General features: G+C 50.1%; 27 protein-coding genes. All 27 read left to right on the forward strand.

Translation table 11 applies throughout. The annotated features are described in order from the left end of the window. The first annotated feature begins 83 nt into the window (after positions 1-83). The 27 genes from PTZ19_RS07850 to PTZ19_RS07980 all read left to right on the forward strand — a co-directional run bounded on the left by PTZ19_RS07850 (position 84) and on the right by PTZ19_RS07980 (position 23,602). Positions 84-524: a hypothetical protein gene (locus PTZ19_RS07850; protein ID WP_276353578.1), complete on the forward strand. Its 441-nt coding sequence runs from the start codon at positions 84-86 to the stop codon at positions 522-524. 922 nt (positions 525-1,446) lie between these two features. After that, on the forward strand, positions 1,447-2,718 hold the full coding sequence (locus tag PTZ19_RS07855) for a helicase-related protein (protein ID WP_276353705.1): 1,272 nt from the start codon (positions 1,447-1,449) through the stop codon (positions 2,716-2,718). Between the two features lie 19 nt (positions 2,719-2,737). Next, a complete protein-coding gene (locus PTZ19_RS07860) occupies positions 2,738-3,547 on the forward strand; it encodes a ComF family protein (protein ID WP_276353579.1) in 810 nt (269 codons plus the stop codon). 95 nt (positions 3,548-3,642) lie between these two features. Continuing rightward, the gene (locus PTZ19_RS07865) at positions 3,643-4,053 is read left to right on the forward strand and encodes a TIGR03826 family flagellar region protein (protein ID WP_276353580.1); all 411 of its coding nucleotides are present in this window, start codon (positions 3,643-3,645) and stop codon (positions 4,051-4,053) included. Between the two features lie 85 nt (positions 4,054-4,138). Further along, complete coding sequence (gene flgM, locus PTZ19_RS07870) at positions 4,139-4,402, forward strand: flagellar biosynthesis anti-sigma factor FlgM (protein WP_276353582.1); 264 nt, start codon at positions 4,139-4,141, stop codon at positions 4,400-4,402. Between the two features lie 21 nt (positions 4,403-4,423). Beyond that, positions 4,424-4,930, forward strand: a complete 507-nt coding sequence (locus PTZ19_RS07875; RefSeq protein ID WP_276353583.1) for a flagellar protein FlgN — start codon at positions 4,424-4,426, stop codon at positions 4,928-4,930. 54 nt (positions 4,931-4,984) lie between these two features. Further along, entirely contained in the window at positions 4,985-6,547 is a 1,563-nt protein-coding gene (flgK, locus tag PTZ19_RS07880) for a flagellar hook-associated protein FlgK (protein WP_276353584.1), read from the forward strand. A 16-nt stretch (positions 6,548-6,563) separates the two neighbouring features. After that, on the forward strand, positions 6,564-7,457 hold the full coding sequence (gene flgL, locus PTZ19_RS07885) for a flagellar hook-associated protein FlgL (RefSeq protein ID WP_276353586.1): 894 nt from the start codon (positions 6,564-6,566) through the stop codon (positions 7,455-7,457). 32 nt (positions 7,458-7,489) lie between these two features. Further along, positions 7,490-7,936, forward strand: a complete 447-nt coding sequence (locus PTZ19_RS07890) for a DUF6470 family protein (protein WP_276353587.1) — start codon at positions 7,490-7,492, stop codon at positions 7,934-7,936. Positions 7,937-7,954: 18 nt separating this feature from the next. Then, positions 7,955-8,395 carry a flagellar assembly protein FliW gene (gene fliW / locus PTZ19_RS07895; protein ID WP_276353589.1) on the forward strand — a complete coding sequence of 147 codons (441 nt, stop codon included), beginning with the start codon at positions 7,955-7,957 and terminating at the stop codon, positions 8,393-8,395. Beyond that, positions 8,395-8,655 (forward strand): carbon storage regulator CsrA, encoded by a 261-nt coding sequence (csrA, locus tag PTZ19_RS07900; RefSeq protein WP_276353590.1) that lies wholly within the window; start codon positions 8,395-8,397, stop codon positions 8,653-8,655. The genes fliW and csrA overlap by 1 nt, the downstream gene beginning before the upstream one ends. 7 nt (positions 8,656-8,662) lie before the next feature. Further along, positions 8,663-9,049: a flagellar protein FlaG gene (locus PTZ19_RS07905; RefSeq protein ID WP_276353591.1), complete on the forward strand. Its 387-nt coding sequence runs from the start codon at positions 8,663-8,665 to the stop codon at positions 9,047-9,049. Positions 9,050-9,083: 34 nt separating this feature from the next. Next, the gene (fliD, locus tag PTZ19_RS07910; RefSeq protein ID WP_276353592.1) at positions 9,084-10,514 is read left to right on the forward strand and encodes a flagellar filament capping protein FliD; all 1,431 of its coding nucleotides are present in this window, start codon (positions 9,084-9,086) and stop codon (positions 10,512-10,514) included. 51 nt (positions 10,515-10,565) lie between these two features. Continuing rightward, positions 10,566-10,958, forward strand: a complete 393-nt coding sequence (fliS, locus tag PTZ19_RS07915) for a flagellar export chaperone FliS (protein ID WP_422614978.1) — start codon at positions 10,566-10,568, stop codon at positions 10,956-10,958. Further along, on the forward strand, positions 10,945-11,370 hold the full coding sequence (locus tag PTZ19_RS07920; RefSeq protein ID WP_276353594.1) for a hypothetical protein: 426 nt from the start codon (positions 10,945-10,947) through the stop codon (positions 11,368-11,370). The genes fliS and PTZ19_RS07920 overlap by 14 nt, the downstream gene beginning before the upstream one ends. Positions 11,371-11,495: 125 nt before the next feature. Beyond that, positions 11,496-12,311, forward strand: coding sequence for a flagellin N-terminal helical domain-containing protein (locus PTZ19_RS07925; protein ID WP_276353595.1), 816 nt, complete (start codon positions 11,496-11,498; stop codon positions 12,309-12,311). A gap of 144 nt (positions 12,312-12,455) precedes the next feature. Beyond that, positions 12,456-13,061 (forward strand): hypothetical protein, encoded by a 606-nt coding sequence (locus PTZ19_RS07930; protein ID WP_276353596.1) that lies wholly within the window; start codon positions 12,456-12,458, stop codon positions 13,059-13,061. Then, complete coding sequence (locus PTZ19_RS07935) at positions 13,058-14,911, forward strand: motility associated factor glycosyltransferase family protein (protein WP_276353597.1); 1,854 nt, start codon at positions 13,058-13,060, stop codon at positions 14,909-14,911. Before PTZ19_RS07930 ends, PTZ19_RS07935 begins: the two co-directional genes overlap by 4 nt. Positions 14,912-14,942: 31 nt before the next feature. After that, positions 14,943-15,947 (forward strand): UDP-N-acetylglucosamine 4,6-dehydratase family protein, encoded by a 1,005-nt coding sequence (locus tag PTZ19_RS07940; RefSeq protein WP_276353598.1) that lies wholly within the window; start codon positions 14,943-14,945, stop codon positions 15,945-15,947. A gap of 37 nt (positions 15,948-15,984) precedes the next feature. Beyond that, positions 15,985-17,334 carry an MBL fold metallo-hydrolase gene (locus PTZ19_RS07945; RefSeq protein WP_276353599.1) on the forward strand — a complete coding sequence of 450 codons (1,350 nt, stop codon included), beginning with the start codon at positions 15,985-15,987 and terminating at the stop codon, positions 17,332-17,334. Between the two features lie 53 nt (positions 17,335-17,387). Beyond that, complete coding sequence (locus tag PTZ19_RS07950) at positions 17,388-18,314, forward strand: NAD-dependent epimerase/dehydratase family protein (RefSeq protein WP_276353600.1); 927 nt, start codon at positions 17,388-17,390, stop codon at positions 18,312-18,314. Then, on the forward strand, positions 18,311-19,018 hold the full coding sequence (locus tag PTZ19_RS07955) for a nucleotidyltransferase family protein (protein WP_276353601.1): 708 nt from the start codon (positions 18,311-18,313) through the stop codon (positions 19,016-19,018). Before PTZ19_RS07950 ends, PTZ19_RS07955 begins: the two co-directional genes overlap by 4 nt. After that, entirely contained in the window at positions 19,015-20,157 is a 1,143-nt protein-coding gene (locus tag PTZ19_RS07960) for a class I SAM-dependent methyltransferase (RefSeq protein WP_276353602.1), read from the forward strand. Before PTZ19_RS07955 ends, PTZ19_RS07960 begins: the two co-directional genes overlap by 4 nt. Before the next feature lie 32 nt (positions 20,158-20,189). Next, positions 20,190-21,161 carry a GHMP family kinase ATP-binding protein gene (locus PTZ19_RS07965; RefSeq protein WP_276353604.1) on the forward strand — a complete coding sequence of 324 codons (972 nt, stop codon included), beginning with the start codon at positions 20,190-20,192 and terminating at the stop codon, positions 21,159-21,161. Between the two features lie 13 nt (positions 21,162-21,174). Then, positions 21,175-21,708 (forward strand): D-glycero-alpha-D-manno-heptose-1,7-bisphosphate 7-phosphatase, encoded by a 534-nt coding sequence (locus PTZ19_RS07970; protein ID WP_276353606.1) that lies wholly within the window; start codon positions 21,175-21,177, stop codon positions 21,706-21,708. After that, the gene (locus tag PTZ19_RS07975; RefSeq protein WP_276353608.1) at positions 21,705-22,307 is read left to right on the forward strand and encodes an SIS domain-containing protein; all 603 of its coding nucleotides are present in this window, start codon (positions 21,705-21,707) and stop codon (positions 22,305-22,307) included. Before PTZ19_RS07970 ends, PTZ19_RS07975 begins: the two co-directional genes overlap by 4 nt. Before the next feature lie 17 nt (positions 22,308-22,324). After that, positions 22,325-23,602, forward strand: a complete 1,278-nt coding sequence (locus PTZ19_RS07980; RefSeq protein ID WP_276353609.1) for a glycosyltransferase — start codon at positions 22,325-22,327, stop codon at positions 23,600-23,602. The last annotated feature ends 7 nt before the right edge of the window (positions 23,603-23,609 follow it).

Consider the following 23,609-nt stretch of genomic DNA (forward strand, 5'->3'; position numbering starts at 1 on the left):
GCCCGCTAAGGTCGCGGTTTGGTTGTGCAAACGCAAGCGAAGGAGCGCGCGGCGCGCGATCGTACGGACAGGAGGTGGCTGCCGTGTTTCCGGATTTGCTTTGGATCGTCGGTATTTATGCGGCGGCAGCGGCAGTGGCGCATGGAGTGCTCGGAGGCCGCAGCGGCGGCTCGGGAAGTCGGCACTACGTGTTGGTCGCAGGGAATCATCAGCTGCAGATCGAGTGGTATTTGCGGGCGCTGCGGAGGCATTCCCGGCGTACCGGCACGGATATCGGCATCACCGTAGTGCTTGAGGATTCTACCGATGAAACCGGTCCCATTTTGGAAAAGTTCTCAAGGGAAGAGGACGGAATCGCCTTGATTCGCAGTGAAGGCACTTCGGATGCGGCTGCCGGTTCGGATCCTCGGGAAAGAGCGGAGTGGCATTGTAAAACGGCAAACGCAGCAAGCGGAGATCCCGGCAGGCAGGTCGTGTGGATCGATCTAAAGAAGCGGGAGGATGTATCGCGGTTGCCGTTGTGAACGGGATGGAGATCGGGGACAGGGAGGGATTGCCGGCAAATCGGAATTGGAATACAATAAAACAGACAAGATTATTAGGATCAGGAAGCGACGGGTGAAGCACACTCGCGATGTCGTCTAAGGGACGACAGGCGGGTGTGCTTTTTATTTTCGGCGGAAGCGGAGAGTGGGGTCGCGGATGAAAGCGAGGATCTACGCCGTACGTACTGCGGCTGGATGGCGAGCATTATTTACGGTCTGCCATGAGCTGGATCAACGGTTCTGGTCGGACAGCAGCTTTCGAAGTGGGGCGTCGGAAGGATGGGGGGATCAGCCGAAGGTAGATGAACTACATGATCCCAGGGATCTGACATGGTTAAAGTACGCGGTGCCGCTCGGGATCGCTGCTACGGCATGCGAAGCGCTGAACCGTGATGTTGGAGTGGGGTTAGGGAAGGCAGATACCCGGACTGCAATAGCCGCCGCGATCCGCCGGGCTTCGGAACAGACGAGTGGGTTTGCAACAGGGGTTGGGGATGGCGGGTGGCTGGACGAAAAGCTTCATCTGGAACTGCCGGGAATCGAGAAGGGAATCCATCTGGCGAGTGTGGAGCAGGGCCGCCGTGCCGGTAGAGAAGCGAGGGACATCGCGGAAAAGCTGCGGGGACGCCTGTTCCTGCAAGCAGAGGTTGAGGCGGCATGGCCTGCCGAGACCAAGGAGAGACTGCTCGCCTTGTTGCAATTGGCTTTATTGCTCGGCGGGCTGAAACTGACAACAGGAGTCGTGCCGGAAGTGGAGCCGCGAAATTCTGGCCGTAGACGAGCCAGCGCCGAGTTTAGGCTCCGATGCCTGCGCTGCGGCAGCGGCGAAGGCGGGCTTCGGCGAACGCCTTGCGCTTCTTGCGGTCGTGAGGATTGCGCTTATTGCGAGGCGTGTCTGACGATGGGACGTAGCCGGGAATGCGGACTGGCCGTGGTCGGCCGGCCCTCTGAAGTCGTTCCTCTAGCGGTTGCGCGTAGGCAGGACCTTTCTCGTTGGGGGCTCAGCCCCGCCCAGACCGAGGCAGCCGGAACGGCGCTGGCGTTTTTGCGGGAACGCCGATTCGAACCAGAAGATCACGCGCGTTCACCGCTGACATCCGTAATCCGGCAGGTTCGTTCCTTCCACCCTTTCCTGCCAAACGGCGCCAAGAAAGAAAACTCAGACACATTCCTCCTGTGGGCGGTCACGGGAGCGGGCAAAACGGAAATGATGTTCCCGCTGTTGGAGGCCGTGCTGGATGCTGGTGGCCGCGCCGCGGTTGCCTCACCCCGCCGGGATGTCGTGCTGGAGCTGGCACCGCGATTGGCAAAGGCTTTCCCCCAAGTCAGCCGGGTCGTGCTGTACGGGGGCAGCGAGGACCGATTTGAGACGGGGACCTTGACGTTGGCTACCGCGCATCAGCTGATCCGATACCGAGAAGCTTTCGATTTAGTCGTAATCGACGAGGTAGATGCATTCCCTTACCATAACGACCCGACGCTTCATTATACCGCCGCCCAGGCCCGGGCACGCGGCGGCGTGACCGTGCTGCTCAGCGCGACTCCTCCGAATGATCTGCAACGCGAGGCCCGTCGGGGCGAACTGCCGCATGCGAGGGTGGCGGTGCGCCACCATCGAAGACCATTGCCCGTGCCCGTCAGGATGAACATTCCGCCCGTATCCCGTTGGGCAGGAAGCCGCGGCCGGATCCCTCCCCGCCTAGCGTCCGCGATCCGCCTTTCCGCGGCACGGGAAGCCCAAATCTTTCTCTTCGTCCCCTACGTCCGTCAGACGGATCCGCTTGTCGATTGCCTGCGTCAGCAGGCTTCGACCCTCGGTCTCGAACCCGGGGACATTGCGGGCACCTCATCGCGCGATCCCGACCGAAGCAGGAAGGTAGAAGCCTTCCGCGCCAGGACGATTCGCTTGCTGGTCACGACCACCATCTTGGAGAGGGGAGTCACCGTTCCGAAAAGCGACGTGTTCGTGCTGGATGCAGACAAGCCGTTGTTTGACTCCTCCTCCCTGGTGCAGATGGCCGGGCGGGCAGGGAGATCAGCCGACGACCCGGACGGACGCGTCTATTTTGCTTCTCCCGTATGGACCAGGTCCCAACGGGAGGCTTGCCGGCAAATCCGGGAGATGAATGCCTTCGCCGCACGGAAGGGGTATTTGCTTCAAGGAAATCAATAAGAAGAGGGGATGATCGTCTGTGCGATTTTCCTGGAACCGATGGCTGGAGCCGTCGAACGGTCCTTGCCCGGTCTGCGGCAAACGGAGTGCCGGGGGTAAAACCGCTGCCTGTCCGGTTCGGCACCCTGAAGCCGCGTCCGTGCTTCGTCAGCTATGCACCGCCTGCGCCGAAACCATCCCTTGGATCCGTAAACCGGTGTGCAGGGTTTGCGGGCGTTCGATCGCGTGCCCGGATTGCCCGAGAAGAGCGGAACGGGCGCTTTCCTTCAGCCGGGGAGCCGTCCGATACGACGCGGCGATGAAGGATTGGCTTGCCATGTACAAATACAGGGGCAGCGAGAAGCTGGAAGCCGTCATGGCCGCCATGGCAGCGTTCGGCTATGAGCGGATTCTCACGGAACTGAGGACGGGTACCGATGCTGCATCTTTCGTTGCCGTTACGGCCGTTCCGCTTGCCGCCGAAAGACTGGCGGAAAGGGGATTCAACCAGGCCGAGCGGATGGCCAGGACTCTAGCGGGGTGGTACAGCCTGCCGTATCGGCCGCTACTCAAGAGAAACCGACATACCGAAAAACAAAGCCTCAAATCCCGCCGCGGTCGCCTGGAAGACATGAGAGGCAACTTTTCGCCGAATCCCGCCGCTTTTTCGATGCTAACCTCCTCACAGCCCGACGAAACATGCCGCATCTTACTGGTGGACGACGTGTACACGACTGGCAGCACGCTGCAGGAATGCGCCCGATCGATACGTTTGGCGGTTGCAAGCCAACCCGCGAACGCCCAGGATCGCCGCGTGGAAGTCTACGGTCTCGCATGGGCTCGTTCGTAAATGGAAATAAATAGATGCATTTTCAGCCGGAGTTTAGTATGATAGGGTTATAGTTGTATCGAAACGTGTCGGAAGGAATGAGGGGAGGAAGCCTCATGAATTTAACGTATTGCCCGCGCTGTAATAAATTGTTCGCCAAGGGAATCCGGGAAGTTTGCAACAGCTGCGTCGTGGAGATCGAGAAAGAGTACGAGAGGGTCGCCGCTTTTCTGAAAGAGCATAAAGGCGCCAATATACATGAAGTCTCGGAAGCGACGGAAGTTTCCGTCAAACAGATCACCAAGTTTATACGGGAAGGCCGAGTCTCGACGGCCAACCTGCCGAATCTGTCCGTTCCGTGCGAAGTGTGCGGGCTGCCGATCCGGGAAGGCACGATGTGCGACTCCTGCCGGGCCAAGCTGCAGAGGGACGTGAGGAATCTGCAGTCGCAAGCCAACCTCGCCCGCCAGAACATCCTGCAAGATTCGAAGGCAAGCAAAGCTTTCCAGATTCGCGACCGCCACTGATCCGCGAACTAAACATTTCATAGCATTCCGCCGATAATAGCTTTAGTGATTATCGGCTTTTTTATTTTGTCGGGGTGATTGAGAGATGAAAATCAACGATACGCAGCGGATCGGCGCTTACCGGACCTATACACAGTCCACTGAACATCGTGCTTCCGGCGCGGAAAGCAAGCGCAGGAAGGACGAGGTGGCTTTCTCCGCGGAAGCCATGGAATTGCTGAAGGCCGGCAAAGGCGACGAAACCGACCGTTCGGAGCGAATCGAGCAGTTGAAAGAACAGGTGAGCGCGGGAACGTACCGGGTGCCGGATTCGTTGCTCGCGGAGAAGCTGCTTCCTTTTGTACGTTAATGATCGGATCGGAGGATGGGTATGACGGCATTCGGACAGTTGACGGAGAACCTCCGGCAGATCCATTCGCTGTATGTCGAGTTGGTCGAACTCGGGGAGCAGAAAAAAGAGCACATCGTGCATAATCGGCTGAACGAGCTGACCCAGACGGTGGCCAGAGAATCGAAAGCGCTGAAACGCCTGGGCGATATGGAGAAGGAAAGGGTGCAAGCGATGGCGGCCCTTCAGCAGGAATTGGGCCTGAAGCCCGATCCGGGATTGACGCTGGATGACACGCTGAAGATGATCATGAAATCGGCGGACAAGCAGCAGTTAATGGAGCTTCGCGATGCGATCGCGGCTGAGGCGAAGAAGCTGCAGTCGCTGAACGAGACGAATCAACTGCTGGTCAAACAAGGGCTCGATTTCGTCAGCCTTTCGCTCGACCTGCTGACCACGGGACCGGAAGACGACATGCTCTATCAGGCGCCAGCCCAACAAACGGCCTCTTCCGCTCACAGAAAGAGATTATTCGATACTAAGGCGTGAGACGAAGGTTTCACATCAGGAAAGGTAGGCTGCACTCCGATGAGATCCACTTTCATGGGTTTGGAAACGAGCAAGCGGGCGATATTGACCCAGTCGGTCGCGATGCAGACGCTCGGGCATAATATCGCCAACGCGGCTACGGAAGGTTACTCGAGACAGCGCGTCAACGTGACCGCCACCCGTCCGATCGAAGCGCCCGGCATGACGAAGAGCACGGCCCCGGGGCAAATCGGAACCGGAGTGCAGTACGACTCGATTACGCGGATTCGGGACAGCTACCTGGACCTGCAATACCGCAGGGAAAACCAATCTCTGGCCTCTTACGATATTATAAGCAGTACGCTAAGTTCGATCGAAGGAATCATTAACGAACCTTCGGAAACGGGCCTGAGTTCGGTCATGAATAAATTTTGGGATTCATTGGAAGTGCTAAACCGCGATCCGAGGCTGCTAAGCGCGAGAATCAACGTGGTCGGCGCGGCGGTAAACTTCACGGATACGCTTCAGCATATCGGAAAGACGCTGCAGGACCTCGGTTCGGATATCGATAACAACATCACGGCTAAGGTTGGCGAAGCCAACGTCCTCATCCAAGGCATCGCCCAGTTAAACGATTTCATCCGTCACGTTGAAGCGACCGGGGACAACGCGAACGATTACCGTGACCAAAGGGATCTTCTGGTGGACAAGCTGTCCACTATCGTCGACGTGCAGGTGACGGAAACACCGGATGGTGGCTACTCCGTGACTTCCGCGGGGGTGCAGGTCGTGAGCAACGGCACCGCGACGGAATTGACGGCGGATGCCGCCGAGAACGCGACGGCCGGGCAGCTTCACGGCTATCAGGCGTCCAAGGATGAAGTCGCCCACGTTCAGAACCAGATGAACGCCATGGTCAGCACGCTCGTCACCGGGGAAGCGAAAGTCACGTTGTCGAACGGATATGTGACGTCCTCGGCGATTACGGCGGAGAACGACGTAACGCTGGAAAACGGGACTTTGATCCCGGCCGGCTCGACCATTCCCGCCGGATCGAGGATCGCCAGCGAGGCCATTATCAAAGTGAACGGCTTCAACGGCCTTCATGCACTGGGATACACGCTGACGGATCCGATGCAGACCGGCGTGCCGTTTTTCGTGACTTCCGACGGGTCGTCCACCTTCGACATCATGAATATCCGCGTAAATCCGGACATCCAGAACGATACCAACCTGATCGCGGCTTCCGGAAAATACGAGACCGTGGGCACGACGAACCAGACCATTAAAGGAAACAGCGATATCGCGATCGCTTTGGCAAGGCTAAGAGACAACGTGTTTACATATCCATCTGGAATGACCAACTTATCCTCCGGTACGACGGACGATTATTTCCGGGCCGTCACGAGCGAGCTCGGCGATCGTTCGGCCAATGCGCAGCGGAATTTGAACAACCAACAGCAGCTCGTCGATTCCGTCAATATCCGCCGCCAGTCCGTCAGCGGAGTTTCGCTCGACGAGGAAATGGCCGACATGATCAAATTCCAACACGCCTACAACGCGGCGGCCCGCAACATGACCGTCGTAGACGAGATGCTGGACCGAATCATCAACGGAATGGGAACCGTCGGAAGATAAGGAAGGGGGGATTAGCGTGCGCGTAACGAGCATGATGAAGACGACCCAGTTGTTGGGAAACCTTCGGAACATGAACACGAACATCCAAGACTGGCAGAATAAGCTGGCGACCGGGCAGCGGATTCAAAAGCCCAGCGACGATCCCGTCGGGGTCGGATACGTGATGAGATACGACACGGAGCTTAGCCGGAGCGACGAGTTCCTGGAGAACTCCCGCACGGGCAACGGGATTCTCAGCACGATGGACGAATTGATGCAGCAGGCGAACGACGTGTTGAAACGGGCGAAGGTCATTACGCAGCAAGCGTCTACCGGCACCGTGCCTGAGGATGCGAGAAAAGCCATCGCGGCGGAAATGAAGCAGCTGAAGGAACAACTGGTGCTGATCGGCAACAGCAGCTACAACGGGAACTATTTGTTCAATGGACAAAAGATGGATCAGCGGCCCTATCCTTCTTCGACTGACGCCGCCAATGCCAAGACAGACACGGGGGTTTTTTACCTGAACGTAAGTCCTTCCGTATCCGTTCCCGTCAGTTTGACGGGCGAGGAAATTTTCGGGGCCGCGGGAGATCCGGACAACACGTTCAAAATACTGGACGATGCGATCGCGGATCTGGAAGCAAACGATCAGGAGAAGCTGTTGAACGACATGGACCGGTTCGACATCGGAGCCGATAGGATCACCAAGGCCTGGGCAGAGATCGGAGCCCGCACGAACCGGTTCGAATTAATGGAGAACCGGATCCTGGACGAGCAGGGGACGCTGAAGGAACTGCGGGGTAAAGTGGCGGACGTCGACATGGCGGATGCCATCATGAACCTCAAGATTCAGGAAAACGTGCTTCAGGCAGCACTTTCGACCGGGGCTAGAATCAGTCAAATTTCGTTGATCGATTACATGCGTTAAATTTTCGGAAAGGGCGAAGGGGGAGGATGGCGTTGGGCATATCGGTTGGAACGGCGTCATCTCATGAACCGGTTCGTCCTGTCCAGACGGTCACCCCACCTGCGGAAGTGTCGGCCAAGCATATTCCCGCTACAATGACTATCCGGTATCGGGAGGCGGAAATCAAAACGGATTGGTCCCAAGTGTGGGACGATCTCGGATTGAAGAAGCCTTCTGCTTTCAAGAGCGAGATTGAAGGACGCATACAATCCGGATTCGTTCAGGATCTGTCGGCGAATGTTCGCCACGGCGACCAAACCGCGGACATCCGCCGCAAGGACCCCGGAATATTCGGTAAGCAAGCGTATGAGGATTATATGAGGAAAAGCCAGCGCGATGTCGTGATCGATGTCGCGCCGAAGTCCCCGGTCCGAATCGACGTGCGAATCCATGCTCCGGAAATCGATGTTCAAACCCGGCCGCTGCCGGGAACCAGATGAGGAGGTATCCGACGAACCTTGACGGAACAGGAGACCGTGATCCGAAGCGATCGCTATGGAGAACTGCATGTGGCGGAAAACCAAATCATCCATTTCGAGAAAGGGATCGTCGGTTGGCAGGAAATCTCGAACTATGCGCTGATCGAGATGGAGGATACCCCGTTTTATATTTTGCACGCGCTTCGCGAACAACTAAGCTTTATCCTGATCCCCGCGGAGAAAACGGTCCGGGATTACGGCTTTGAAATTGACGACGATACGATCGAGCTGCTCGGCATAAGCAAAGCCGAGGACGTGGTGGCCTTTTTGATCGTGAACATTGTCGAGAATCAGTTCTACGTCAATTTGAGAGCCCCAATCCTCATTGCGCCGGAGCAGTGCAAAGGTTGCCAATTCGTCATCCACCAGAGCGACTTTCCCATTCGCTTTCCGTTGGCCGGCAAAGAGGAGGGCTCCTGATGTTGGTTTTGAAACGGAAAGTCGGGGAAACCGTCAAGCTAGGTGATACGATAGAAGTTCAAGTGCTCGCCGTTGAAGGGGAAACCGTTAAGCTCGGCTTCACCGCTCCCCGAAACATCCAGATATTGCGCAAAGAGCTTTATGACGGTTTGATGCAGGAGAACTTGCAGGCGGGTCAAGCCGAAGCGGGAATGAACGCGGGCATGCTCGATCTGCTCAAAAGTTTCAAACATTCTAAAGCGAACACGGACAAGGAGTGATTGCGCAATGAACGTCGGAGGAGCGCAAAGAACGGAAATCGCGAGCTACGGAATGAACAACAGAATGCAGACGATGAGGTCGGAATCCAGAGCCGAAGGAGAGTGGGCGGCTGAGGTCGCTCCAGTTGCGGGTCCAAAGGAGGCGAATTTCGGCGAGCTCACGCCCGAAGACAAAAAGAAGCTGGACGAACAGCTGAAGAAGATCAACGATTCTCTGGTTTCGTACGGAAAAATGTTGAAATTCAAGTACAACGACGAGGCAAAGACGACTTATGTCGAGGTCGTCGATACGGAGACGCAGAAAGTCGTCGCCAGTCTGCCGCCGGAGTTTCTGATCGATCTTTCCGTTCGCATGAAGGAACTGATCGGGATGTTCATCGACAAAAAGCTGTAACGGCAGATGATGCAGAGAGGAGGAGAAATCGGATATGAGCGGAATTAGTCTTACCGGCTTGGCATCCGGCTTGGATACCAGTTCGATGATTGAAGCGCTGATGAAACTCGAGCGCATCCCCTATGACAAATTATCGACCAAGAAAGACGATCTGACCAAAGAACAGAGTCTGATCCGCAGCATCAACACGAAGTTGGTAACCTTAAGGAGCGCGGCTTCGGATTTGATGTACAGCACATCATATAATGTCACTTCCGCGAAAGTTGCGGACAGTTCCGTTGTCAGCGTAACCTCGACGGATAGTGCGCCTACGGGAAGCTACAACGTCTCCGTCACCCAATTGGCCAAGAAACACGTGGTCAGCTCAAAGGAATTCGATGCGGCCGCGTTGGATTCTTCTTTATCGGGAACGATAACCCTTTACGGGAATGGCAGCGCCGACGCTCACCCGATTACGTTGTCGGGAAGCACCAACAAGGATGTTCTCAACAATTTGGCTAATGAAATCAATAATGCGAAGACGGGCGTATCCGCCAGCGTGATCGAGACGAAACCCGGCAAGCTGACGTTGGTATTGACATCCAATAATTTTGGCGAAGACTCGGATATCGAATTCGGTACCATGCCAGGAACGCCCGACAAACACACGTATATTAACGGATCGCCCGCCCTGTTGCAAGCGATCGGAATTCAGAAGGCGGACAGCAGCATGAATACGGTTCAGGCTGCCCAAAATGCAATCGTAAAAATTAACGGAATCGACATTACGCATGGCGACAACGAATTGGAAAACGTCGTATCGGGGATGACCTTTAGTCTTCTAAAAGAAGGCGGCGCGTCAACCACGGTTTCGGTCGCGAAAGATACCGATAAAATCGCGGCGAAAATCCAAACGTTCGTAGATGCCTACAACGATGTCGTCTCCACGGTGCGGACGAATACGGCCAAAGGCGCAACGATGCAGGGCGATTCCACGCTCCGTTCGCTGCAATCCGAATTAACCGACCTGGTTAATAATGTAGTAGGCGGATCGGGCGCTTACAAGTTTCTGTTCGATATCGGCTTGGAGATCGATAAAGGGGTCACAAGCGGCAGTGAAATGACGGGCAAGCTCAGCTTCGACAAAAACAAGTTTGTCACGGCATTCAACAAGGATCCCGATTCCGTTTATCAGTTATTCGCTTTTGACGGTTCGGGAAACAGCGACGATGGGATCGCCGTTCGGTTTTATAACTCCACGTATAACTGGACACGCACCAACACGGGCTATTTGAGCTCCAAAATCACCGGGTATGACGCGGATCTTAAAGAGATTACCGATCAGATGGAGAACATGGACCAGCGTCTTCAGATGAAGCAAAAGCAATTGGAGGCGCAGTTTTCCGCCATGGAAACGGCGCTTTCGCAACTGCACAACCAGCAGTCGTGGTTATCCGGCCAGATCTCCTCGTTAGGAGTATCGTAGGGATAGATCCGATCCGCATACGAGATGTTCGACAAGGAGATGGGGATGCCCGTGAATTTACAGCAACCAGGTTATCAGGCCTACCAGAAAAACAAATACGAAACCGCGTCTCCGCATCGGCTCATTCTCATGCTGTACGACGGGGCGTTATCCAATCTGAACCGGGCCAGAATCGCTTTGAACGGCAATCAAAGACAGGAAGCGCATCGCTATATTCAGAAGACCCAGGACATCCTTTTCGAATTGCTGGCGTGCTTGAACGAAGAACAGGGCGGCGTGATCGCGCAAAATTTAAAAGAGCTGTATTTTTATATGATTAAACAACTCGTGCAGGCCAACATTCAGAAGAAAGCGGATTTGCTCGATGAATCGGAGTCGATTCTCCGGCAGCTTCGCGGAGCGTGGGAACAAATCGGAAAGGAAATCAGCCATGGCGCCGTTTGAAACGTCCGTTCATATCCAGACTTGGCGTCAAGGATATGAGCGGTTGACGGAGATCAGCATGGCACAGCTGATGCTGCTCAAGGATGAGAGCGGTGCGGAGGATTTGTGGACCCGTTTGCATGGGTTAAGCGAGGAGAAGATGTCCGTTCAAGCCGAGTTGGAGCGCCTGCAATCGCAGCTCGAAGATGAGCTCGGCGGGGATCGCATTAGGGATTTGTTTCAGCAGCATATCCGTTCGACGGCCGAATCCGCCAGAGTGCTGACTTTCGAAGCGGCGCGGAAAATCGAATTGATGATGATTTCCACGGGGAAGGAAATCGGCTCGACCCGCAACCATCGCAAAGTATTCCATGCTTACAGCGGGTATGCCAGGGATGATGAAATCTCTCTGTATTTCGACGAGAAGAAATAAAGTTTTCGAGAAAATTTTTCCTCTTTGACGGTTCGAAGTATAAACTAAGTCTTTAGGCCCGCCGATAAATAATTTGTAGGCCGCATGGACGTGGCCGATATTTCCAATCATGGAGGATGATCTTGATGTACATCAACACGAACGTAAGTGCATTGAATGCTCATCGCAACTTGGGTATCAACAACAGCTCGATGAGCAAAACGATGGAGAAGCTGTCTTCCGGTTACCGCATCAACCGCGCTGCTGACGACGCGGCCGGCTTGGCGATCTCCGAAAAAATGCGCTATCAAATCGGCGGATACAACCAAGCGATCCGCAATGCGCAAGACGGCATTTCCCTGATTCAGACGGCGGAAGGCGCGTTGACGGAAGTACATTCCATGCTGCAGCGTCTGAACGTGCTGGCGAACCAAGCGGCCAACGGCACGATGGCTTCCGCAGACCGCACCAAAATCGGTCTCGAAGTTACCCAGTTGGTCAACGAGATCAACAACATCGCTTCCAGCCTCAAGTTCAACGGCATTTCCCTGCTGAACGGTTCGCAAAGCAGCGTTTCCTTCCAAGTCGGCTTCGAAGCGAACACGACGATCTCCGTATCGCTCGGCAGCGGCACGAAAGCAGCGACTCTTGGCGTCGGCTCGATCAGCGTAAGCTCCGCTTCCGCTGCTCAAACCGCGATTGCGGCGATCCAATCCGCAATCAGCGTCGTTTCCCAACGCCGCGCAGAATTCGGTGCCGTTCAGAACCGTCTTGAGCACACGATCAACAACGTCGGCGTAAACGCCGAGAACCTGTCGGCTTCCGAGTCCCGGATCCGCAATGCCGACATGGCGAAAGAAATGACGGAATTCACGCGCACGCAAATTCTGGTGCAAGCCGGAACGGCCATGCTGGCGCAAGCGAACTCCGTACCGCAGAACGTACTGCGTCTGCTGGGCTAATTGTTTTAAATTGGAAGAACCCTCCGACTTGCGTCGGAGGGTTTTTTCTATTTAGAAAATGTCCAGAAATGCCGATATTATAGGAAGGTAAATGATAGAATGAAAGCTGATAATGTCGAATAACGGAATAGGGTGTAGAATACCATGCGGATTCGTTCGGCAGCAGGTGACATTGAGTGGAACAAAGGCACGACAGAGGAACTGGTCGAGATCATTCATCAGACCATTAAGGCGCTTTATGATCAAGGTCAAATCATGCAAGAGATTCATATGGACGGAATGGTGATCCGGGAAGGTTTCGAGGATTTCGTTGCGAAGCAAGCAGAAAACGAGCGTATTAAGGAGATCGTCATCGTATCGGTCGAGGAAAAAGGGTTGATTCAAGAGATCCAATCCGACATGACGGCGTATTTGCCGAAGCTACTGAACGCGCTTGATTCCATATCCGAACTGTTTTACGGACAGATGACAAGCGACGATTGGTCGTATTTCACCCAGTTGGTTGATGGAATTCACTGGTTTATGGGGGCGGCTAATGCTCTGCGTCATCATCTCGAACGGCAGGAGCGACCGTCGCCAATATTAGACGCTTTGACGCGCTTCGAGGACGACGCCAAACGCCGCGTCGCGGAATTGAACGAAGCGCTTGAGCAGAAAGAGTATACGGCGGCAGGAGACCAATTGAAATATGAATGGCCCGAATTGCTGCAGCCGCTTCGTGCGGCGTTGAATGCCGGAGGGAACGCATGAAGATTTCCGTCGCGGACAACTTGCTTTTCTTGCGTGATCAGTATCCGGAGATTTATCGGTTGATCCGCAATCGAGAGATGAACAAGCAAAAGTACGTATCCCAGCAATCTCGAAGCGGGCAACAGAATCTGGGGATCGTAGACGAGGACGGGAACGTTCGTTCTTTGTACAGCAAATACGATCCGGAATTGGAATGCCGGCGCTGGGCGGAGTCGCAAAGCGGTACGCTCGAGGGGGCCGGCGACGTTCTTCTGCTCGGGGTTGGATTGGGCTATCATGCGCTCGCGCTGATTTCCGCATATCCGGACAAAAGGATATTTCTGTATGAACCGGACTTAGAGATGCTTCTGGCTGCTGTTCATACGGTCGATATTCGGCCGTTGCTGCGCAGCAAGCAGGTCAGCATGTTTGCCGTTGGCAGCGAGGAAAGCGTGAAAACCGAATTGTTATTGGAGATATACAAGTTTGCAACGGGAAGGCTGGCCATCGCGGCGACTCCCCATGTCACGAGAAACGATTTGGAAGAATTAAAGCAATGGGAGTCGCTAGTGCCCGAAATGGCGCGTACATACGCAAGCGATGTGGGTACGATCGCCCACCATCAGCAGGTTTGGATAGAAAATGTGTTCCGGAATTTACCGAAAAATTTAAAGACTCCAACGTTTTACCCGCTTAAAGGAGCCTTTCAGGGGGTCCCTGTCGTCATTGCGGGATCGGGACCTTCACTCGAACTTGAAGCAGAGCGGCTTCGCGCGCTTCAAGATCATGTGCTGATTATCGCGGCTGGCACGGCGGCGGCGGGGCTCCAACATCTAGGCATTCAGCCGCACTTGGTCGTGACGATGGATCCGGGCGAACCGAATCGAATAGCGTTCGAACATCTCGACCTGAAGGATTGCCCGCTTTTGTATATTACGACAGTGAAACATGAGGTCGTTCAGGACGAGAATGATCCATATTTGATGCACGGTTATTTTACGATGGATGTGCTGTCTCACTATTTGATGGAATTGCGGCAAGAGAACGGAGTTTTGCTATCGACTGCGACGGTTACCGGGACGGCCGTGCAGCTTGCGGCGCATATGGGATGCACGGAGATCACCTTTATCGGCCAGGACTTTTCTTACCCGCAAGGGAAATCGTACTCGTCCGGGGTTGGACATATCAGCATGGATGAGCAGAAGAAGAACGTTTCGGCCGCGGATTTGGAAACGCCGAATGTGTCGGGCGGGATGAACCGCACCAATCTTTCGATGTTGAACTTGAAAGAAGACGTAGAGCGGTTGATCAAAGCATTTCCGTGGATCTCCTTCTATAATGCTTCTCCGGTCGGTGCGGTTATCGAACAGACCGAGCTTCGAAGTCTTGATCAAGTGCTGGAGTCGAATCAAGACCGACGGTTCACGCGGGACGACGTCAAAAGGGCGATGCAACAGCGATTGTCGCTGTATCCGCCTGAGGCGAAAACCAAGTTGATTCAGCGTACAAGAAACATGCAAAACGCGCTGGAAGAAATGGAAGAAAGCATCGATCGGCTCAAACGAGCGGCGGACCAATCGACTGGATCACCCAAAGAGTGGCTTGAAAGATTTGAGCGAAACTGGAAGGAGATCGTGGATAGCGAGCTTTTCGAACGCGTGCTCTCTTACTTCCTGCTCGGGGAGAAGAACCATGCGGAACGACATTGGCCGCAGATGTTTGCGACAACCGATTTCTCGAAAAAGAAAGAACTGTTGCTCTATTGCGTACAGCCTTTGGTGCAGGGAATGGACAAGTTGCTTCCCGTGCTGCAAGTTCATTCGAAAAGCATGCTCGCCAAGATCGAAGGCAAAGAAGGAAGTCATACCTAGAGCGGACTTGCGGTGAAAGAGAGGTGCCAACTTGGGTTTTTACACGGATAAAAAAATCCTAGTAACCGGAGCAACAGGGACCATCGGGAGACACCTCGTCAATCGGTTGCTTCGAGATCGTCCGAAAGTCATTCGGGTCTACTCCCGCGATGAATTTAAACAATACGAAATGAGCTTGGATTTGGCGGAGAACGCCAAACAGATGCGATACTTGATCGGCGACGTCCGGGATTTGCAACGTCTCTCCAGGGCGATGGAGGATATCGACTACGTCTTCCATTTGGCTGCGATGAAGCACGTCCCATTCTGCGAGTATAATCCTTTCGAAGCCGTTCAGACGAACGTCATAGGGACTCAGAACGTGATTCAGGCAGCGATACAGAATACTGTGCAGAAAGTGCTTTTTACCAGCACGGACAAGGCGATTTCCCCAACGAATACATATGGAGCAACCAAGCTGATGGGGGAAAGGCTGATTTCCGCGGCTGAACATCAGAAGGGTCCTTCACGGACCATCCTATCTTCCGTTCGGTTCGGGAACGTCATGGGCTCGAGGGGTTCGGTCATTCCGCTGTTCATTCGGCAAATTCGCAGTGGAAAGCGGATTACGATCACCGATCCATCCATGGTCCGATATATGATGACGCCCGGACAAGCCATAGACTTGATCCTGAAGGCAAATGAACTTGCGCAGGGAGGAGAAGTTTTCGTTCTGAAAATGCCGATCGTTCGTATTACGGACTTGGCGGAAATCGTCATTGAGGAAACCAAGAAGCGGTACGGAATTCAAGAATCCATCAAAATCGAGACGATCGGCATTCGCCCTGGCGAGAAACGTTACGAGGAATTGATGAGCGACGAGGAAAAAGTCGATGCCATTGAGACCGATGAGATGTATATTTTGGGCTCGATCTATAATAAAAAAGCCGATTGGGACAAATTCGGTCGTCATTATGATGAGAGTTCCGAATACCAAGAGGCGATTGGCAAAGAAGTATTAAGAGACTGGCTGCTCACGGAAAACCTAATTCAATAACTAATCGATACCGGTTATCGCGAACGGGGGAGTCCATTTGATTGTCAGGTACATCAAGAGCGCATGCGTGGTTGTAGAACACGATAACACGAAGGTTCTATGCGACCCCTGGCTTACGGATGGAATCTATTATGGCAGCTGGTATCACTATCCTCCGTTAAAGTTTCAAGCGGAAGATTTTCGGGATGTCGATTACATCTATATTTCGCACATCCATCCGGACCATCTGGACACGGCAACGTTAAAGCGATTACCCAAGCATATTCCGGTATTGATAGCCAGCTTTAACGAAAAGTTCGTTAGGTCGATCATAAAGGAATGCGGCTTTGAGCACGTTGTGGAGATAAACGCGGGGGAAACATTCCGGCTTTCGGAAGATTTCCAAATGGAGATCCTGGGGGCGGATTTCTGCGATCCTTCCATATGCGGCAAATCATTCGGATGTACGCTTCAAACGCATAGGTCGACTTCGCTTGTCGATACCCTCGCGGTCTTCCATGCCGGCGGAAAAACGGTTGTCAACGCCAACGACTGCGCATATCCCGTCACCCTTTCCGCGTGCGATTACATTGTTCAAAAGTATAATACGGTCGACATGCTGCTCACCGGATATGCAGGAGCGGGACCGTATCCGCAATGCTATGTGTACCAGGACGAAACGGAATATTTACGAAGAGCCGAGAACAAGAAAAATCAGTTTTTAGAACAATGCGTGAATTACGCGGATCACCTAAAACCGAAATACTTTCTCCCTTTCGCAGGACAGTATACCCTTGGGGGCAAACTTGCGGAACTGAACGCATACCGCGGCGTTCCGGAGTTGGAAGAATTGGATGCCCTCCTCTTGCCCAAGCTGCGAAGCCGGGGATTGTTCAGCCGAATGGTTTTGCTGAATTCCGGCGAGAGTTTCGACGTAGAGGCGGAGATATCTTCTGCACCATATACCCCAATTAATCTCGTCGAAAAGGAAAAATACATTCGAGAAGTGCTTAGCTTGAAACGGTTTTCGTATGAAGAAGACCCTGTGCCATCTGAGAATGAATTATTGGACATGCTCCGATCCGCACAAGCGGCAATGATTGATCGTCTGAAGAAAAGGGATATTCAACCGTGGTTGCATAACTGGAATGTCTATATTTCGGCTGGTGAAAGCGAAAAAATGTTTCGAATTCCTCTGAATCAACTAGGAGTCGAAACGGTAGGCTTGGAAGAGATACAATCTCCATTTTTAAAAGTACATATTGATCCACGGTTGCTTCGAAGGATATTGGAACGGAAGGCTCATATCAACAACGCGGAAATCGGCTCTCATTTGCGATATGAAAGGGATCCGGACGAATATGATCGCGCGTTGTTCGTTTGTTTGTATTATTTGCATTTGAGTTGAACGTATAGAGTTGCTACTCACTATTAATTATTTTTTTGTATAGGAGGTTGTTTATGAAGATACTCGTAACTGGCGGAGCTGGGTTTATTGCCTCCAATATTGTAGACCGTTTAGTCACGGAAGGCCATGAAGTGGCAGTCGTGGACAACTTGTCTACGGGTTCAATGAAAAATTTAAATTCCGATGCAATGTTTTTCAAAGGGGACATTCGGGATTTTAGTTTTCTTAAAGAAGTTTTTGCTGAATTTCGCCCAGACATCGTTAATCATCATGCAGCACAAATGGATGTAAGAGTTTCTACAAGAGAACCAAGGTTGGATGCGGAGATTAATATTCTCGGATCCATTAATTTAATACTCTTATCTGTACAATATACGATTCAAAAGTTTGTTTATATTTCAACTGGAGGGGCAGTGTACGGCGAACCCTTATATTTGCCAGTGAGAGAAGATCACCCTATTAATCCGCTATCCCAATATGGGATCTCTAAGCATACGGTTGAACATTACCTATATCTCTACTCACTCAACTACAATTTACAGTATGCCGTATTACGATATCCCAACGTTTATGGTCCTAGACAAAATCCACATGGTGAAGCAGGCGTAATTGCCATCTTTGGATCCAAGATGCTTATGGGCGAACAGCCTGTCATTTTTGGCGATGGGCAACAAACGAGAGATTACGTATACATCAGTGATATTGTGGAAGCAAATATGAAAGCAATGTTTCAAAAAGCACTTGGAATTTATAATATCGGTTCTGGAATCGGAACATCAGTCCTTCAATTACATAAGATTATTTCATACATACTGAAACAGAACAGACAACCAATTTTCGGTGAGCGGCGTATCGGCGAGATTCAAAATATTTGTCTTGATGCCAATCGAGCGAATGAGGATCTTGAGTGGTCTCCAAAAATTTCAATTCAAGAGGGGATAGAACTGACAATGCATTGGATTAAGGAGCAAATGAAGTGAAAGCTGTTCTGATGGCTGCAGGATTAGGCACCCGGTTGAGGCCGGTTACAAATCGTATACCCAAGTGTATGGTTCCAATTAAGGGGATACCGTTACTAAATTGGTGGTTGAATCACTTGGAAAATCATGGGGTTACAGATGCGCTGATCAATTTGCATTACCTGCCCGAAGTTGTGATTTCCTTTGTCAGAGAGTATAAGGGGAATATCAAAATTTCATTGGTGCATGAGCCGAAACTTTTGGGAAGTCAGGGTACCTTGTATGCCAATAGGGAGTTTTTAAAAGGGTCAGATCACTTTTTGGTTATTTATGCGGATAACTTGACCGATCTGAATCTTACAGCTTTCATGAAGGATCATTTTCAACATCCCGAGATAGTAGGATCGATGGCGTTATTTCATGCCTCTGATCCCTCGAGGTGCGGAATCGTGAAATTAGATGACCGACAAATCGTCTCACAATTTGAAGAAAAACCTGCATTTCCGAAAAGTGACCTAGCTAATGCGGGGGTTTACATTTTTAACCACAGGGTTTGGGAGTGGGTACAATCCGAAGTGCCTTCCGATATTGGATTTCACTTAATGCCTAAATTAATAGGTAAGATATTTGGGTATATTCATACCGGTTTTTTTATGGATATTGGAACGACGCAATCCTACCAGGAAGCGATAGAGAAATGGCCGTACGAGGGAGGAAAAATATGAATGAGATATTCGGCGGTAAAGAAATCGTAATCTTTGGGACCGGTTTCTTAGCCAAAAAAATAACCGGCATTATTTTGTTTCTAGATGGTAAGATTTCCGGATATATCGATAATAACTCTGCAAAGTGGGGTTCAGAGTTCTTCGGCCAGATAGTTAGTAGCCCCGACTCTATCGTTGAAAATAATATTAAGAATAAAATTATTATTGTGGGCAGTTCATTTTATTCAGACATTTCCGGTCAATTAATATCGATGGGTCTAATTGAAAATTCAGATTTTTTTGGCGAAGAAGCTTTCTTCGATCGGATTTACGATTATCATGCACAAAAAGAAGAGTTGAAAGAGAAAATAACTCCCGCAATACAAAAAGAAAGTCGTTATATCCGACCTCAAGACATACATGCAGAAATGGGAGGGACGGATGAGGTCCTTGACCAACGTTTAACGGATGTAATCGATTTAATTTCTGATTTTGAATTGAACTCTTTGAACAATTTCTTAGACATAGGTATGGGAAGAGGGCAACTCGCAAAGTGGCTTGCAAACAAAGGAAAAAAGGTTACCGGGACTGGGATTCATATAGATTCTTATCAAGTTGAAGTTGATAATTTCAAAACGGAATTTGGGATCGACGTAGTGGAATGTTCGGTTGAAAGCATGCCTTTTGGAGAAGCGTCATTCGATGCCGTTATCATGAGCCATATCCTGGAGCATTGCCCGAACGTTGGATTGGCATTGCAAGAAGTGCGTCGGGTTTTAAAAGATGACGGTGTCCTATTCTTATTTGTACCTCCTCCGGAACAAATCGTATGTTCAGGGCACGTTTCGGTAGGGTGGAATGTGGGACAACTGATTTATGTCTTGTTATTGAATGGATTCGATGTAAAAACCGGAAGTTTTGCGCGTTATAACTATAATGTTTGTGCCATCGTAAAAAAACGACTAACACCAATTCCTCCATTAAGAGGAGACTATGGAGATCTGCACATTTTAAACCAGCATGACTTGCTGCCGCTCCCGATCGTTACGCCTAACGGGATCAATAATTCCTTTTGGGGCGATATAGAATCGATTAACTGGCCAGGAATAAGATTTAACCAAAAGATACGTTATTTAAGAGGATATATCCCTGGCCAATAGTTTGCTAATTTTTTCAATCTAGGAGTGTTTCTATGATCATAAGCAAGACACCTTTGCGCATTAGTTTTGTCGGTGGTGGTACAGACCTTGAGGCTTTTTACGGGAAGCATGGGGGGGCAGTTGTCAGTACAGCTATTGATAAATACATTTATGTAATCATCAAAAAACGATTTGACCGTAAAATAAGGGTTGCATATACAAGAACCGAGATAGTAGACTCCGTTGATGAAATCGAACACGATTTGGTGAGGGAAGCTTTAAGACTTACGGGGATTACCCACGGCGTAGAAATCGTGACATTGGCTGATATACCGTCGGAAGGAACCGGGTTAGGTTCATCGAGTTCTTTAACCGTAGGACTATTGAATGCTTTTTATACTTTTCAGGGACTTTCGGTAGGTGTGCATGAACTCGCAGAGCAGGCGTGTCATATTGAGATAGATATATTAGGAAAACCAATTGGTAAACAGGATCAATTCATAGCTGCTTACGGCGGTATCCGCTACTTTCAGTTTCACACCAACGGAAAAACCGAGACGCAACTTATTCGGATGGGTGACGCGGATAAAGAAAAACTACAGAATTGCCTGTTGCTTTTTTATACGGGAATTACAAGATCGTCCTCTACCATATTGAGCGAACAGAAAGACAAGTCAATTCAGAACACGGTTCACCTGCTTGCGATGCGAGATCAATGCGCAATGTTAATGCGGGAATTTAATGAGGGAAATATTCAGCGGTTAGGTGAATATCTGCGTAACGGTTGGGAACTTAAGAAGAAATTAGCCAACGGAATTACGACTTCTGAGGTCGAGAAATATTATGAAAGAGCGTGTGAAGCAGGGGCTGTAGGAGGTAAAATAGCGGGTGCAGGTGGAGGAGGCTTTCTCCTATTATATGTTCCCATTGAATCTCAGGAGAAGTTACGGGAAACTATACCACTTCAGGAAATGCAGTTTAATTTTGAGAAATACGGGTCAAGGATAGTATTTAATATTGAATAGACGGAGCGGAATAATGCCTTCAATATTTCTTGACCGAGATGGTGTGATAAACAAAAAAATCGATGGCGGATATGTAACCACCTGGAAAGAATTCGAGTGGTTGCCAGGCTCAATTGACGCGATTAAGTTGCTATCTGATCAAGGGTGGGGAATTTATGTAGCAACCAATCAAGCCTGTGTTGGAAAGGGTATTTTAAAGCAGGATGATTTGGAATACATACATACTTTGATGATACGAGAATTGGCCAAAAATGGAGCCAAAATCAAAAAAGTTTACTTTTGTCCACATACAATCGAGACAAGGTGCCGATGCCGCAAACCTAACCCGGGGATGCTTTTCACTGCTGCTGAAGAGAATGGCTTGTCTCTAAGTAATAGTTACTTTATTGGTGATTCCATTACGGATATGCAGGCTGCGAATGCTGCTGGAATGTACGGGATCTTAATCAATGATGCTGAGCAAATGTTGAATCGTAAATGTTACCATAAAGCCAGAAATTTAATGGAGGCTGCAAACTATATTCTGAAAAGGGCGGGGTCGTGTTGAAATATTACTTTGATGAAGTATACAAGGCATTAAAAACGATTGATACTACACAAACGGATAAATTGGTTTACGGTCTTGTTAATACATGGAAATATGGTCACACTGTCTTCGTTATAGGCAATGGAGGGAGTGCGGCTACGGCCTCTCATCTGGCATGCGATGTAAGTAAATTGACAATTGTAGAGGGAACGCCAAGATTCAAAATTCTTGCTCTAACGGATAATATGCCCATTATCACTGCATGGGCGAATGACACCTCATATTCCAATGTATTTGTCCAGCAATTGATCCCATTTATAACGGACAAGGATTTTGTCTTAGGAATATCAGGGAGTGGTAACTCCAAAAACGTATTAAATGCATTTGAATATGCAAAATCCATTGGAGCGAAAACTGCATGCCTTTCCGGGTTTGAGGGGGGCCTAGCTAAGAGCGTTGTTGACGTATCGGTTGTAACTTACAGCGATAACATGCAGGTAATTGAAGATTGCCATTCTATATTATGTCACGCAATTTCTTTAAAGATTCTTAGAATTGCAGAAAGATTTGCAACAACCGGAAAATGGATATCAGATGAAGAGGTTCAGTTAAGAGTTTAATTTCTGGAGGATTTATCGTGGATAATCCTGTCGTTTCAGTCATCATGCCTGTTTTTAACGGAGAGAAGTTTTTAAAAGAAGCGATTGACAGCATTCTTTCCCAAACGTTTACCGATTTCGAACTGATTATTATTGACGATGGATCGACGGACCATTCCAGAGATATCGTTCTCGCTTACGAGGATGTCAGAATACGCTATGAGAGAAACGATCAGAATCGCCGGATTGTTTATACACTGAACAAAGGGTTAAATCTTGCAAGAGGAATGTATGTTGCGAGAATGGATGCGGACGATATTTGTTTGCCTGAACGCTTAGAAAAGCAGGTCCACTTCTTAGATTGTAATTCCGAAATTGGGCTAGTTGGATCATGGATTGAAGTGATAGGCCGTACGACTGGAATTGTTAGATACCCTCTTGAACATAACGAGATAGTCTCCCACCTGTTTTTTTATAATTGTTTCGCACATCCTAGCGTGATGTTTAGGAGAGAACTTTTTTTAGCGAACAACCTCTTATATTCCAATCAATTAATTGAAGCCGAAGATTATGAGCTGTGGGTAAGGTCATCAAAACATCTTAGGATGGCTAATCTAGGGGAACCGTACCTGCGTTATAGAATGCACGATGAACAAGGGACAATTATCAATCAAGAAAGGGTTTCGAATTTTACAGATTATACAAGACAAGTACAATTAAGGACTCTAGGTATTGCCTTAAATAACGAAACTAGCAAACTTCATCGGTTGGTCTGCAACGGGATTTATCAATGCTATTATCATCCCGATGCTGTTTTTACCGAGAAGGACGAGCAACAAATAGAATGGGTAGACATTCTGATGGAACGTAATGAGGCGTTAAGAATCATTCCGAAAGAAACCTTTAATCAATTAATTATGCCATTTAGGCGGATTATCGCAACCAATATTCAAGTGATGAAAACAATCAAAGAGATATCCGCTTCTAGACCTATATTTTTATGGGGAACAGGTGGAGAAGGTTTAGAAGTGTTTCGCTTAATAGAAGAAGAGCGAGTTGAGGTTAGCGGTTTTATTGATAATGATCATCGAAAATGGAATTCCGTGGTAAATGGAAAACCGGTGGTTGGACCAAACGTTGTGCATTCCATACAATCACCCTTTATTATTATATGTTCCATGTTCAGAAATGATATTTCCGAGCAGCTCATATCGGAAGGTTTTATTGAGGGAACCGACTTTATGAAAAAAATGTTGTTGTCTCCCGGAGAAACTTCAAGTCCAGAATGGGTGATCTCAAAAGCAAAAGAAGGGTGAGAGGCTT

The organism is Cohnella caldifontis (assembly GCF_029360585.1).
In the GTDB taxonomy this organism is placed as follows: Bacteria; Bacillota; Bacilli; order Paenibacillales; family Paenibacillaceae; genus Cohnella; species Cohnella caldifontis.